This is a genomic window from Fibrobacterota bacterium, assembly GCA_019509785.1.
In the GTDB taxonomy this organism is placed as follows: domain Bacteria; phylum Fibrobacterota; class Fibrobacteria; order UBA11236; family UBA11236; genus Chersky-265.
The window spans coordinates 78,864-92,733 of record JAEKLQ010000021.1 but is presented as its reverse complement, the minus strand read 5'-3'; the positions used below and the strand labels follow the sequence as shown (position 1 = coordinate 92,733).

Sequence of the window (13,870 nt, the reverse complement as noted above, 5' to 3'; positions counted from 1 at the left end):
GGCTCCTGCATCGGGGACGCCCGCCTCCGAAGGCGGGCCATGGAACCGGGAAATGGAAGAGCGGACGCGTCGAAGCGACCCCATGTCCCCGAAACGGCCGCGTCGCCGGCCTCCCTGGCCGGCCCTGGCCTCACCATGTTCCTCACCTTCGTCGGCATATCCGCCGGCCAATTCCATGCCTACCTGTTCGAGAACCGCGGGGTCTCCCGTTTCGGGATCGGGCTCCTGCTCATGGCCGGCCAACTCGCCGCCCTCGTCTCGCCGTTCTTCCAGGTCGCCAGCATCCGGCGCTTCCATGGCCCCCGCCTGCCCTTCCTCCTGGTCCTGGCTTGCGCCGGCGCATCCCTGGCGGTGCTTCCGCGCCTGCACGGATTCCCGTCCCTCCTGATCGGGTTCGCCTTCTTCTCCTTCTGCTCCGCCGGGGTTTTCCCGCTCAACGCCGCCTGCGCCTTCGAATCCATGCGGTCCCGCGGCCATGACGCCTTCTTCCGCTTGCGCAGCCTGGGCACAGCGGGCTTCCTGGCGGGGTGCCTCATCAGCATGCGCTTCCCGCGCCTTTCCGATCTCCCGCTCCTTTACGCCGGCTTCGCCGCCGCCTTAGGCGCCACCCTGCTCGTGGCCGCATGGGATTTCCGGCGAACGCCTTCGCCCGTCCACGCCGGCCCATTCCAACCGCGTCCCTCCTTCGCCCATTCCTTGCGCCTGCTGGCGGAGCCGCGCACGGCCCGGCTTCTCATCATGTTGTGCGTCATGAACTTCGCCAATACCATGGCCACCTCCATGCAAGCCAACTACCTGGTCGATCGCTGGCACCAAGGGCAACGGGTCATCAGCCTGGCCTGGGTGGTTTCCACCGCATGCGAAATCCCCTGGATGCTTCTCTGCGCCTGGATGCTGCGCCGCCGGGGCTTGCGCGCCGTGCTGGCCTTCGGGATCGCGGGTACCTTGCTCAAGCTGGGAGGGTTGGCCTTGGCCCATTCCGCCTGGCAATATTGCCTGGCCCTCGTCATGCACGGATGCTTCTTCTCGGGAGCGCTCACCGGCTTCGGGATCTACCTTGATCGCACCCATCAGCCGCAGGATCGTCCTTCCCTGCAAGTGCTCGCGCCGGTCTTTTACGGGACGCTTCCCGGCGCGTTGGCGGGATTCGCCGCCGGCGCCTTATGGCATGCGTTTTCGTTGCGCGCGGTATACCAGGTATCGGGAGCCATCGCCTTGGCCGCAGCCGTCTATGCATGGTTCCTATTGAAGGATGGAACCGATCGAGTGAATAATTAATACTTTTCCGCCGGAATCCTCGCTCGGGAGACTGTCCATGAAACTCACCTACGCGGCCCTTTTGATGGCGTCTGCCTTGCTCGCGAAGCCCTTGCATGCCTTCGACTCCGATGATGACGGCATTCCCAACAAGTACGATTTGTGCCCCCACGATCCCGAAGACAAGGACGGCTTCCAGGATCAGGATGGTTGCCCTGATCCGGACAACGATTCCGACGGGGTATGCGATCCCTGGGTGGTCGAGAAGGGGCAGCAGGCGAAGTACGCCAACGTCTGCCACGGCTCGGACAAATGCGTGGAAGTACCCGAGGATAAGGACGGCTTCCAGGACGACGACGGCTGCCCCGATCCCGACAACGATAAGGACGGCATTCCCGACTCGAAGGACAAATGCCCGAACGATCCCGAGGACATGGACGGCTTCCAGGACAACGATGGCTGCCCGGATCCGGACAACGACGGGGACGGCATCTGCGATCCGTGGGTGGCGGAGAAGGGCCAACAGTCCAAGTACGCCAACGTATGCCACGGCTCGGATAAGTGCGCCAACGAGGCCGAGGATAAGGACGGCTTCGAGGACGAGGACGGTTGCCCGGATCCCGACAATGATAAGGACGGCATCAAGGACGCCGTGGACAAATGCCCTAACGAACCCGAGACCATGAACGGCGTGGAAGACGAGGACGGTTGCCCGGACCATGAATCGCCGGCCCTGCAGCCTCTCCAGAGCTATCCCTTGGTGCGCTTCCGTTCCTCCACCGCCGAGCTAACGGTCGAGGCCGAGCCGGATCTGGACAAGATCGCCAAGCAATTGACCGAGTACAAGGACAAGAAAGTGGAGATCCGCGTCTACACCTGGTACAAGGGCAAGAAGAAGGAAGATTACCTGGCGCTCTTGCAGGCCCGCTCCAAGGCCATCGTGGACTACCTGGTCTCCAAGGGCGTGAAGCCGGAGCAATTGCAGGAAGTCCAATACACCAAGGAGAACTTCGAGTCGCTAAAGGGCAGCGAGCAGGACTTCAACCAGGAGAAGCCCTTCGAGGTGAGGCTCTTGAACTGATGGGCCGCGTCCGGCGCCGGTCCCGAGGCGGGGCCGGGCGGGGCGCATCTAGGATCGGGCCTAAGGTTGGGCCGGGGCTATAACGACTCGGCCATCTCCAGCAGCTTAAGGGTGGTGGGCAGATTGCGGGTGGTAGCGCGCACGCCCAGCACCTTCTCCACGAAGGCGTTGGACAGGTTCGATTCCCCGTAGCTGCCGCGCACCAGCAAGAAGGCTTCGCGGCCGCGGACCTTCACCTCATCTTTCGGATCCTGGATGGCTTCCAGCTTGGCGGCCATCGCCTTGGCGGGGGCCTCCTCCAGGAAGGTGATGAAGAGCCGTTCCCCATCCTTCAGCTTGGCCTTGGCATAAGGGTTGGCCTTCAGCAAAGCGCGCCATTCCTCGAGGCTGCGCACGATGACCGCGGCCTCGTACCCGAATTTCCCGGCGATGGCGGATTCGATGGCCCGCGCGATTTTCATCCCGTCCTTCCCGGGCGCGGTGAAGACGGCGTTCCCGGACTGGATGTAGGTCTTCGCGTTCCCATGGCCGAGCCCGGCGAGCATGTCCCGCAAGGCCGCCATGGGCATGGACTTCCCTCCCACGTTGATGCCGCGGATCAAAACGATATAAGCGGCCATTATTCCTCTCCCGGTTATTCGGGTTTTAATAGACCGGCGGGGGCAGCAGGAATACGATGGCCAAGACCGCGCCCGCCAAGGTGGCGTCGATGGCGGCACCGATGATGAGCCCCGCCAGCAGATGCCCTCGGTTAGGGACTTCGGCGACGAGATCGGAAACGCTGTCCAGCGGTAGGCTTTCCCGGCCATCCGCCGTCTCTATCCGAAGCAGGCGGATGCCGGCGGAATCCGACACGCCGCGGAAGCGGCCTTTCGCAGGCTCCCTCCCCGCCAGGGTTGCGTAGATGACGGTTTTGGAAGAAAGATCGCCGGCCTTGGTCGGCGCCACCTCGCGAGTGCCGATGATTTCCGCATCCCGGTGGGCGCCTATGACCCCGCCGATCACCGTGCACCCGCCAAGCGGAAGCGCGCAAACGCAAACCGTAATCCAATGGCTGATTGTCATGGACCAAAGTTAAATTCGTAGATTGCAAACCTGCTTGGGAAAGGAGCCGCAATGTCGCGTTTGGGCCTCTTCATCGCCTTCCTCGGATGCATTGCCGCGGCGGGTTCCGCCCATAAATCGACCGATCCCGCTTCGGCTCCGGCCTCGGTCGGGGCAACGGTCGTCCCCGACGCGCCCGCTGCATCGCCGACCCAGGCGGCAAAAAAGCCATCCGCCTGGCTCGGCGTGGCCATCGCCGATGTCCCCCAAAACGAGATTCCCGCCGCCTACGCGCCTACCACGGCCGAAGGCGTGGTCAAGGTCCAGCAGGTTTTCCGCGGTACCTCCGCCGATCAAGCCGGCCTCAAGGAAGGGGACTTCATCCTCTCCATCAACGCGACCGACCTGCATGGCCGCAAGACCCTATTGGATACCATCCATTCCAAAGGCGTAGGCGAAATGGTGGAACTGCGCGTGGGCCGCGATGGCAAAGCCTTCAAGCAGAAGATGGCCCTCTCCCCGAAGCCGGAAGACATGCGCGTCATCACCCAGATGCTGGTGGGAGGCCCCGCGCCCGCGCTCGACGGGAAATACTACTCCGGCGACGCCGGCGCGCTGGCGCAGAACAAGGGCAAGGTGGTACTGGTGGACTTCTGGGCCACCTGGTGCGGCCCCTGCCGCATGTCGCTGCCCATCCTGGATGCGGTCTACAAGAAGTACCATGGCAAAGGCCTCGAGATCATCGGCGTGAGTTCGGAAAGCCTTCCGGATCTGAAGGCCTTCCAGTCCACCGCCAAGCTTTCCTATCCGCTCTTCAACGATATCGGCCACATCACGACCAACCAATACCAGGCCCTCGCCTTCCCGACCTTGGCGGTGATCGATAAGCAAGGCGTCATCCAGCGCATGGAGGTGGGGCTGCATCAACAGCGCGACATCGAGAAGTGGATCAAGGAATACCTCTGATGCGCCTCAGCCCGGTCTGAGGCGTCGCCGAACGGCACGATACCTCCCTGAGCGCTCAGCCGAAATAAGCCGGATACTTCTCCCGGATCGACAAGAACCCGCCCTCCGCCACGATGAGGTGATCCAGCACCGGGATCCCCAAGGTCTTCGAGACCTCCACCAATCGCCGCGTCGCGATCAAATCGGCTTCCGAAGGCTCCAGGTTTCCCGAAGGATGGTTGTGCGCCACCAGGATGCTCACGGCCCGGTCCTGGATGGCCGGATAGAAGGTTTCCCGCGGATGGATTTGGCTTTGGTTGGCGAGCCCGCGCGTGATGGTATGCGACTTGATGATCTGGTTGTTGCCGTCCAGGGTGAGCACCACCACGCACTCCTGCGCGGCCGCGCGCAACGCCCCGAGCAAGGGCAGAGCATCCTTGGGCGTGCGCACCTTCAGCTTCTTTCGCGCCGTGAGGAAACGCCGCGAGAACTCGATACTGGCGAGGATCTGGCAGCCCTTGCCCAGGCCGATGCCTTTGATTTCCAGCAAGGTGTCCAGGGTCAACTCGTCTTCCAGGCCGGATAACGTTTCCACCACTTCGCCAGCCAGGGTGAGTACGTCCTTGCCGGGCTGGCCGCGGCCCAATACTACGGCCAACAGTTCGGCATTCGACAGATGTCCGGGGCCCCGCTCCATCAGCTTTTCACGGGGCCAATCGGCGGGGGATAGGTCTTTAAGGGTTTGCATAGGGTCTCCTTTCGGCGCGCTATGGCGACGGATCCCAAAGCTAGGCGGAAGCGTGTCTCCGAAAGGCGATCCGGGGCATCATCCGTGGATGCGGGGCATCACTTCGGATTCGACGCGGGAAGATCGGAATCGATCGCGGCCACAGGCTTGGGCCATTCGAGGCCGGCGGAACGCGCCAGGGCAATCCGCAGGTCCAGGGTATCGGGACGTCCTGGAAGGAAATGGACGATGAAACGACCCGTGAACCCGAGCGAATCCGGGGACCCGGCCGCGGGAAGGAGGAGGGCCGGAGGGTGGGCCGGATCCGTCAACGCCTCAGCCTGGTGGTATTCCCAATTGGTCAGATAGTAGGCATCGATCAATGAATCACCGGCCAGGACGCCCCTTAAGGGGCCGTAATACACACCGGCTTCCCGGAGCAGAAACAAGAAATAACCGTCACGGAGGATAAATCCGCGTAGCGAGCCCGATCTGGGCGCGGCCTTAATTTGGTTCTCCAACCATGTTCCTTGGTAATAACCGAAGCGATCGCTTCCGAGTCGCGGCGAGTTACGCGTATCGCGGAGCGGAACGAAAGCGATGCCGACCCGATTCAGTTCTTCCGGGTAATCTCCCGCCAAGGGGCCCAAGTCGGCTTCGGAGCGGCCAGGCAGGCGGATGGCCGTGCCATGGGGTTCAGCGATGGGATCGGCGCAGTAGACCAATTGCATCGGCCCCGGATAATATGGTTGGGCGATCGCGAACATCGCCTGGTCCGGGCAAACCTGGATCGCGAACTCCAGGGAATCCAGATCCTTTCGATCCAGGTTCTCGAGATAGAGGCGGGTTTCGCCATTCCTGCGCTCGAGACGGACGCGCACGCTATTTCCGTTCACGTCGAATTCCCGGCGGGCCAGGTCTTGCTTGTTCTCCAGCCCCCAGTCCAAACCCGGATTCTCGAGGCAGGCGGAAAATCCTAAAAGGGCCACCGCCGCTAACGCCGCCTTCATGGCCCAACCGCCGGTGGATTGGGAAGCGTGGCGCGGTTCGCTTTAAGGGTTATGTGGGGCCAGCGCTGGGGATCGGACCGGGAAAGCGTTACGCGTAGGTCCAGGAAATTCCCCGGACCCCACAAGCCGCTGAGCACCGCTGCGAATCCAATCGAATCATCCGTGCGCGCATCCAGGGCGACGGCGAGGGTGGTGGCGGCGTACCGCCTGGCATAGTCCACCGCATCGCCGTATTTGATCCCATAAACCGAGTCTCCGCGGATATCCCCATTGAGGGCTCCCCACACATGGCTGCCCGTGCGCAACCAGAAGTGGAATCCGTGATCGGAAACCAACCCCCGCAGGGTCCCCTCGATGGCCGATCCCGTTGAATCCCGGGCCGTGAAGACTCCGGAGTAATATCCGACGTGCCGGTTTACGACCGGATTCGAAATCGAGTCTACCGCCAGGGTAACGAAAATCAGGTCGGCCTCATCCAGATTCCGGGGGAATGCGCCGGTCAAGGGACCGAGATCCGCTTCCATCCCGCTTTGCAGGCCCACCACCCTTCCGTTGAATTCTGCGACCGGGGAGTCGTCGAAAACCGGATTCCCGGCGCCTATGCCGCCGGAATAAAGCAGGGGCCCTTCATCCGAGGCCTGGGCGAAGAAATCCAGGGAATCGATGGGCTGGTCGGTAAGGTTGGCGAGATAAAGTTCGGTACCCGCGGCCGTGCGCTGGAGGCGAAGCCGCACGCGATCCGCCGCTTCCGATACCGTGAAGTCGGCGCTGAGGCGATTGTGCCGATCGGCCAAATCCTTATCCACGCCGGGATTCTCGATGCACCCGCCCAGGACCAGAAGCGCCGCCGCCAAGACGCGCTTTCTCATATCCTCACCCCAACCACGAAACCTGGCCATTTCTCCGCCCGGATTTCGTCGCCCCAACGCTCGCCCTTCCGATCGGGGTTCAGATTGGGGAATCTCGATGCGGGCCACATCTCCAGGTTGGCGGTGAATCCGCCGAAGACGTTGAACCAACGGCTGGGCGCATAACCGCCGATCAAACGGAAGCGGGCGGTGTAACTCTGGTTATCCCAATCCACGTCGTTGAACACCAGGCCGCCTCCCGCATCCAAATCGACGAAGGCATAAGCCAAGGGGATATGCACGCCCACCCCGGCGCTCCCTCCCCACAAGTGGCGTGGATATCGCGCCTTCATGTCGAAAGACAAGTAGTTGTAATTGTACGGTCCCCCCAGCAGAAAGGCCGTCCGCAGCATGGAGCGATCATCGAAGGTCGCCTCCGCATCATGCATCCCGTTCCGGACGACGCTGACGAGGCCCAGGACGAGCCCCTCCCCATGGGTCGCATAATTGAAAAGGCCCGCCTGCAATCCGCGCGAGCTGTCCGCGATGTTCACGAGACCCGCCTGGAGTCCGCGCTGACTCTCCGCCACGTTGAGGCCTCCCAGCTGGATTCCGTCCCCGATCCCGGCGGCATTGATGGCTCCGGCCTGCACGCCTTCGAGACGGCCCGCATGGTTGATGGCCCCGGCTTGCAGGCCCGTGAGGGAGTCGGCGTTGTTGGCGACGAAGCTGAGTTGGAAACCGGTATGGTTGCGCGCTTGCGCATTGGCCAGGACCCCGTACTGAAGACCCGTGGACGGACCCGATGCGAAATTCATTAGCGAAAATTGGACGCCGGCCACCCGCCCTTCGGCCCGGTTCCCACCCAAGGAAAATTGCAGGCCGTTGATGTCCTGCGCCCGGCCCGAAAGCAAATTGACGGAAAGATTATGGGACCACGGCCCTGCGCCGCTTCCCGGGTAGCCTAGCGAAGGAACCACCGCCGCGCGCGCCGGGATCCAGGTCGCGGGAATGGCCGTTGCTTTTTCGCGTGGCTCGGTGGAGGGCGCGGTATCGGGGGCGCCGATGGACGCTGCGGCCGGCCCCGCCTCCCCTCGGTTCCGCGTGCTTTCCCGGGCCACGAGGTTCAAGTCGGCACGGGAGACCGGGGCATGTTCCAAGGTATCCAACTTCACGAGCGCGTGGAAAAGCGAATCGCCTTGGTCCAAATCCAGGTCGTAAATCCCGGGCTCCAAGCCGAGCTCCATCTTGGCCCCGGATTGCTTGTGCAATTCGGCCACCAGATCTCCCGCCGAGGAACGAACGAACAATCGGCCATGTACGGCGGGAGCCAGCACCAACCCCGCCGAGGTCCCGCGCAAATCGGTGAGCACGAGATCGCCCGTTCCCGTCAGCCGCATATCGTAACTCGGGTGTTGCGCCCCCGCCTGGCTGCCTTCGGTCTGCGCCAAGGTCTCCTGGAAAGCGAAGGCATAGGCCTCCCCTAAGGTCACCCGCCCGTCCTGATTGCGATCGGCCGCGCCGCGCAGGCCCGAAACCAGATAGTGGGTGAAATAGGAGGCGCGGATGCGGTCCGATTCCTGCGAGGCCTCGGCGCCCGAGCTGGAAGTGAGGAAGGCATAGCCGCTGAGGTTGGAACTTTGATCCACCGAAAAGGCCGGCAAGCGGCTCCCGCCCTTGATGCGCGTCAAGGCTCCCGAAGCGCAGGCATCCACCACCGCCAAGCGGATGCGCGCCGGAATGGAATCGATGCGCGAGCGGAATTCGGAATAGTCCAGGCGGTCGCGGCCCAGCAACAAGCCGGCTTCGTCGGAATGGCCGGAATAATAGACCAGCAATTCCGCCCGTTGCCCGGCCGCGTTCGCGGCCGCCACCGCGGAGCGCATGGAGGCCAACGCTTCCAGGAATTCGCGACGGCCAGGTTCGCGCAAGACGCGCATGTCGCGCGACGCGACTCCGCCGAAGCGCTCCATCACGGCGGCGAAGTTGGCGGCATCGCTGCCGGCATAGCGTAAGCGAACGCGAGCGGGACCGCCGTCGTTGACGCCAACGGCCAAGGCGAAGCGGCGCAAAGGGGCGGACGCCGGGCCGGCGGGCGCCGAGACGGCGGACTTCGAAGCAAAGGAGGCCGGGGCCACGGAAGCCGGGATCCCGGACAAGGCAGCGATGGCCAAGGCCAATGCGTAGCCGGTTGAGCGGAATGAGATCTTCATTTCGATCCCTCGCCCTTCCCGGGCTTGCGTAAGGTATAAGGATATTGGCGGAAGCCCGCTTCCAGCCCCGACAGGGAATCGAGCGCCTCATGCCGGACCGCGAAGGCGGCCCGGGCCTGTTGCAAGAATCCGTCTACAGAGAAAGGGCGCGGGGCCGTAATCAGGAAAAACCGTTCCAGGCGCGGGGCCCGGTCCAGTCGATAAGCATGCGGCAAAGGCAGAAGGTCGCCCGTTTGCAGCGCCGTCGCCGTTCCGCCTTCTTCGGGAAGATGCAAGGTGACCCCCCCGGCCCCGTCCACGGAGAAAATCGCCCCGAACGCGGGTCCGCGGCTATGGTAGAAGACTTGCAGGGTATCGCCCGGTTTCGCCAGGGAATGCGGGGGCAAGAGCTCGGCGCCTCCCTTGGCTTTACGGAAGATGGCCAATCCGGCATCGGACCCTTTGAGCCGGACCGCGTAGGCCGCGGGGCTTTCCGTAACTTGCGTGTTACTGGGTTCGGGGAGATGGCGCACGGCCAGCACGAGGCCGCAGGCCAATGCCAGCCCCGAGGGCGCGGCCCATAAGGCTTTACGGCCGAAGCCCGGCCGCCGACCGGGACTTCCCGCCCGCGAGGATCGCCGCGCATTCGTTCCCGTTTCCCTTCCCGCATCCTTTTCCGATGCCCTTCTCGAAAGCAGGTCGCGCGCCATCGCCGCGGGCGGGTACGCCGCCAGGATGGCCGCATCGGAACGATCGAGGGCTTCCAGGCGCGCCCGCAGTTCCGGATCGGCCTCGCAGCGGGCGCGCAGATCCGCCATGGCCGCCGGGGGCAATTCGCCCAATCGGTAGCGTTCCAACATCTGTTCCGGCATGGGCCTTGGGCTCATGATTTTCCCTCCCCGTTCCATTTCGCCGCGTGCTCGCGCAGCCGCTGCAATCGCCGCCGCACGCCGGCCGCCGTCAGTTTCACTTCGGCCCCTACTTCCTCGTACGAGAGCCCGTCGACGTAATGCATCACCGCCATTACCCGCGTGCTGGCATGCTGGCGCCCGAAGATCCGGTCCAGCAAGCGCCGCGCGCGGGAATCGCCTTCGATATCCTCCGCCGAAGCGATCTCCTCCAGCCGCGAATCGTCGCTCCGGTGCCGGACGGCGGCGCTGCGGATGCGGTCGATGCAAATGCGGGTCGCCATGGTGTAGAAGAAACTGGATGGATATTCCGGATTTTCCCCGGCACGTTCCAGCCAGCGGGAGAAGACGTCCTGGAGCGCATCCAGGGCGGCGTCTTCATCGCGCAGCAGTTGCCGGCACCGCCTCAGGACCATAGGTCCATAGCGGCGGTATAGATCTTCGGTACTCCGGAGTTCCAGCCGGGTTCCTCCTTTCGGCGAGTCATTAATGCGTGTGTAAGGTTGTGACGAGATGGGAGCGCGAAAGCGACACGGGAAAATTAGCACCCCGGAGACGGGTTTAAGTCGGAATGCGGTCCTTCCTCCTGTTCAAAAAGAGGTTTTGCTGCTTGACTGGCTACTTTTGCCCTCAATAAGGTCTCGGTATTCTCGTATTTGCCTATTAAAATTGAATATTTGACGATAAGTCGCTTGATATCGATTCTATATCGAGGATTTTTGGCAATTTTTGGAGAGAATGTGGGGGAGTTATTTCAAATTTGCGATTTAAATCGAAATTATCCTGATAAAAATCAAAGGAATGGGTTGCTGGTTCCGGGAATGTTGCCTATAATTTCGTACTCAACACCTGATCTGACTTTAGAAGAGGCAAAACATGGCCAATAAGATGTGTACCGGAGCCGAAGCCTTAATCCATTCCATCCACCAGCATGGGGTCGAATACATCTTCGGGCATCCTGGCGGAGCCGCCATCCCGATTTTCGACGCCTTGGTGGATTCCCCCATCAAGTTCATCCTCACCCGCCATGAACAGGGCGCCACGCATATGGCCGACGGCATGGCACGCGCCACCGGCAAGGCCGGCGTGGTGCTGGTGACCTCGGGCCCGGGCGCCACCAATACCATCACCGGGATCATGACCGCCATGATGGATTCCGTCCCGATGATCGTCATCACCGGCCAGACCATCAAGCCCATGCTCGGGCTGGACGCCTTCCAAGAGGCGGACGTGGTGGGCATTTCCTATCCGGCCGTGAAGCATTCTTATCTGGTGCGCGACGTGAACGATATCCCGCGCATCATCAAGGAAGCCTTTTATATAGCCGAGACCGGCCGACCTGGCCCGGTGCTCATCGACATTCCCAAGGACGTGTCGAGCGCGATGTTCGAGCCCAATTACAACGTCGAGATGGATCTGCCCGGCTATTCCATCCCGGGAGCCGGCGATTCCGCCGCCCTGGCGAAATGCGCCGACCTCTTGGCCAAGGCCAAGCGGCCCATCCTGCTCATCGGGCATGGCGCGGTGATCTCCGGCGCGGATCGCGCCCTGAAACTATTGGCCGAAAAGCTCCAGATCCCGGTGACCAACACCTTGCTCGGCAAGGGCGCTTTTCCGGAAAGCCACGACCTGAGCGTGGGCATGCTGGGCATGCACGGCACCGCTTACGCCAACAAGGCCGTCCAGCACTGCGATCTCATCATGTCCATCGGTTCGCGTTGGGACGATCGCATTTGCGGCAAGTACTCGGCGTTCTGCCCGGACGCGGTAAAGATCCACGTGGATATCGACCCCGCCGAGATCAACAAGATGATCCGGCCCGACTGCTCCATCGTGGGCGACGCCCGTCTGGTGGTCGAGGACCTGCTTCCCCTCGCCCGCAAGGGCGACACCGAAGCCTGGCTCAAGCAGATCGCGAAGTGGAAGAAGCAGTTCCCGCTCAAGTACGGCAAGCAGGGCGGCCTCAAGGCCCAATTCGTGCTGGACGAGATCTATCGCCTCACCAAGGGCAAGGCCATCGTCACCACCGACGTGGGCCAGCATCAGATGTGGGCGGCGCAGTTCTATAAGACCGATCAACGTTTCCATTGGATCAGCTCGGGCGGCGCCGGGACCATGGGCTTCGGCATGCCGGCGGCCATCGGCGCGCAATTCGCCAAACCCAATTCCATGGTGATCGCGGTGGTGGGCGACGGCGGCTTCCAGATGACCCTGTCGGAGCTCGCCACGGCGGCCCTGCACAAGCTGCCCATCAAGATCCTCATCATCAACAACAAGTACCTGGGCATGGTCCGCCAATGGCAGAGCCTGTTCTTCGACAATCGTCTTTCCGGCGTGGACCTCGAAGGCAACCCGAACTTCGTCAAACTGGCCGAAGCCTACGGCATGAAGGGCTTCCGCGTCAAGCGCAACGCCGACGTGGGCAAGACCCTGGCGGCCGCGCTGGCCTACAACGACGGGCCCTGCATCATCGAGGCCGAAGTGGAGAAGGAGGACAACGTGTTCCCCATGATCCCCGCCGGCCTGACCTACGCCGATATGGTGCTGGAAGCCCCGAAGAAGAACGGGAACCAGCCCGCCATGGCCAAACCCACGGGAAGCACCTGAGCCAAGGCGAAAAGCAAACGACTAAGCCCGCGACCGGCTTTTCGCCCGGCCCGGAAGGAAGGAACGCGAACATGCTGAACGGAACCAAAACCAGCCTCACCGTGATCGAAGGCCGGGCCGCCAAGACCCCGTCGCCCTACGGCGCGCAACACTCCATTAGCTTGCTGGTGAACAACCGGCCGGGCGTGCTCATCCGCATCGCCCTGGTCTTCAACCGCCGCGGCTACAACATCGAATCCCTGGTCGTCTCGCCGGCGCATAACGGCAAGTTCTCGCGCATGAACATCACCGCCTCGGGCGAGCCGAAGACCTTGGAGCAGATCATCAAGCAGCTGAACAAGCTCATCGACGTGATCCATGCCAAGGACCATACCGGCGAAGTCACGGTGGAGAAGGAGATGGCGCTGATCAAGGTGAATTGCCCGCCCGACAAGCGCACCGAGATCCTCCAGATCGCGGAACACTTCAAAAGCCAGACGGTCGATCTCTCCGAGAACACCCTGATGCTGCAGGCGACGGGCAGCACCGAGAAGCTGGACTCAATGGAACTGATGCTGGACAAGTACGGCATCAAGGAAATGGTGCGCACCGGAAAGATCATCATGGCGCGGGGCGGGCAGGAGACCTGATCCCGGCCGTGCCAGGCTGCTCTCGATCCAAGCCGAAAAAAAGGCCGCGGAAGAACTCCGCGGCCTCGTATTCATTTGCCGATCGGGATCCCGGAGGTTAGCGGACCGCGATAGAGCTGAAGTGCGCGACTTGGGCGGGGACAGCTTCGAGCGGGCAGGAAGTGCTCGAGCTGTACACGTTGACGGGAAGCTTATTGGTGTAAGCCGTCACCGCGAAATTAAGCAAAGTGGTATAAGCGGTGGTGCTCATCGGGAGCCCGCTTACCATATCGCTCCGATACACGTAGTACCAGCCGGATTTAGCGCAAGTGGCTCCGACGTTCGGCTGGGCGGAATACTGGATATATATCGCGAAGGTTTCATTGGAAGCCACCTGGATCCCGGTAATGGACCCCCCGGACAATACCGCGGAAAAGGACTTCCCTGCGAAAACACCCAGTAGGGCCAGAAGAACAATTGCGGTCTTTTTCATTTTTTCCCCTTTTTATCAGATACGGATTTAAGAACACGAAATAGCGGGAGCGAAATCCGCGACCCCAACCGGCCGCGTTATTCCGAATGCTAGAAACGACTCTCGGATTTTCCAAGTCACCATTTTTATTAGTTATCGGCTTTTTTAGCC

Annotated in this window: 14 protein-coding genes; 5 read left to right on the top strand and 9 right to left on the bottom strand. The window is 62.2% G+C overall.

What is annotated here, in order from left to right; translation table 11 throughout:
• Nucleotides 1-39 precede the first annotated feature (39 nt).
• Complete coding sequence (locus JF616_01125; protein ID MBW8886330.1) at nucleotides 40-1,278, top strand: MFS transporter; 1,239 nt, start codon at nucleotides 40-42, stop codon at nucleotides 1,276-1,278.
• A 37-nt stretch (nucleotides 1,279-1,315) separates the two neighbouring features.
• Nucleotides 1,316-2,338 (top strand): OmpA family protein, encoded by a 1,023-nt coding sequence (locus JF616_01120; GenBank protein ID MBW8886329.1) that lies wholly within the window; start codon nucleotides 1,316-1,318, stop codon nucleotides 2,336-2,338.
• A gap of 77 nt (nucleotides 2,339-2,415) precedes the next feature.
• Here the strand turns inward: JF616_01120 and JF616_01115 are convergent, their stop codons facing one another.
• Both JF616_01115 and JF616_01110 read right to left on the bottom strand, forming a co-directional pair.
• The gene (locus JF616_01115) at nucleotides 2,416-2,958 is read right to left on the bottom strand and encodes a DUF1697 domain-containing protein (GenBank protein ID MBW8886328.1); all 543 of its coding nucleotides are present in this window, start codon (nucleotides 2,956-2,958) and stop codon (nucleotides 2,416-2,418) included.
• A 25-nt stretch (nucleotides 2,959-2,983) separates the two neighbouring features.
• Complete coding sequence (locus JF616_01110; GenBank protein MBW8886327.1) at nucleotides 2,984-3,403, bottom strand: hypothetical protein; 420 nt, start codon at nucleotides 3,401-3,403, stop codon at nucleotides 2,984-2,986.
• A 51-nt stretch (nucleotides 3,404-3,454) separates the two neighbouring features.
• Between JF616_01110 and JF616_01105 the strand changes: the two genes are divergently transcribed.
• Complete coding sequence (locus JF616_01105) at nucleotides 3,455-4,348, top strand: redoxin domain-containing protein (protein MBW8886326.1); 894 nt, start codon at nucleotides 3,455-3,457, stop codon at nucleotides 4,346-4,348.
• Nucleotides 4,349-4,403: 55 nt separating this feature from the next.
• Here JF616_01105 and radC read toward each other — a convergent pair whose 3' ends face one another.
• The 6 genes from radC to JF616_01075 all read right to left on the bottom strand — a co-directional run bounded on the left by radC (nucleotide 4,404) and on the right by JF616_01075 (nucleotide 10,428).
• Complete coding sequence (radC, locus tag JF616_01100) at nucleotides 4,404-5,075, bottom strand: DNA repair protein RadC (protein ID MBW8886325.1); 672 nt, start codon at nucleotides 5,073-5,075, stop codon at nucleotides 4,404-4,406.
• Nucleotides 5,076-5,173: 98 nt separating this feature from the next.
• Entirely contained in the window at nucleotides 5,174-6,064 is an 891-nt protein-coding gene (locus JF616_01095; GenBank protein MBW8886324.1) for a hypothetical protein, read from the bottom strand.
• Nucleotides 6,061-6,933, bottom strand: a complete 873-nt coding sequence (locus tag JF616_01090) for a hypothetical protein (GenBank protein MBW8886323.1) — start codon at nucleotides 6,931-6,933, stop codon at nucleotides 6,061-6,063. Before JF616_01090 ends, JF616_01095 begins: the two co-directional genes overlap by 4 nt.
• Complete coding sequence (locus JF616_01085) at nucleotides 6,930-9,125, bottom strand: caspase family protein (GenBank protein MBW8886322.1); 2,196 nt, start codon at nucleotides 9,123-9,125, stop codon at nucleotides 6,930-6,932. Before JF616_01085 ends, JF616_01090 begins: the two co-directional genes overlap by 4 nt.
• Nucleotides 9,122-9,991, bottom strand: coding sequence for a hypothetical protein (locus tag JF616_01080; GenBank protein ID MBW8886321.1), 870 nt, complete (start codon nucleotides 9,989-9,991; stop codon nucleotides 9,122-9,124). The genes JF616_01085 and JF616_01080 overlap by 4 nt, the downstream gene beginning before the upstream one ends.
• Nucleotides 9,988-10,428 (bottom strand): sigma-70 family RNA polymerase sigma factor, encoded by a 441-nt coding sequence (locus tag JF616_01075; protein ID MBW8886320.1) that lies wholly within the window; start codon nucleotides 10,426-10,428, stop codon nucleotides 9,988-9,990. The genes JF616_01080 and JF616_01075 overlap by 4 nt, the downstream gene beginning before the upstream one ends.
• Before the next feature lie 460 nt (nucleotides 10,429-10,888).
• Between JF616_01075 and ilvB the strand changes: the two genes are divergently transcribed.
• Both ilvB and ilvN read left to right on the top strand, forming a co-directional pair.
• A complete protein-coding gene (ilvB, locus tag JF616_01070; protein MBW8886319.1) occupies nucleotides 10,889-12,619 on the top strand; it encodes a biosynthetic-type acetolactate synthase large subunit in 1,731 nt (576 codons plus the stop codon).
• Between the two features lie 71 nt (nucleotides 12,620-12,690).
• Nucleotides 12,691-13,248 carry an acetolactate synthase small subunit gene (gene ilvN / locus JF616_01065; GenBank protein MBW8886318.1) on the top strand — a complete coding sequence of 186 codons (558 nt, stop codon included), beginning with the start codon at nucleotides 12,691-12,693 and terminating at the stop codon, nucleotides 13,246-13,248.
• Between the two features lie 97 nt (nucleotides 13,249-13,345).
• On the opposite strand, the gene JF616_01060 is transcribed toward ilvN, so the two are convergent.
• A complete protein-coding gene (locus tag JF616_01060; protein MBW8886317.1) occupies nucleotides 13,346-13,720 on the bottom strand; it encodes a hypothetical protein in 375 nt (124 codons plus the stop codon).
• Nucleotides 13,721-13,870: the final 150 nt, after the last annotated feature.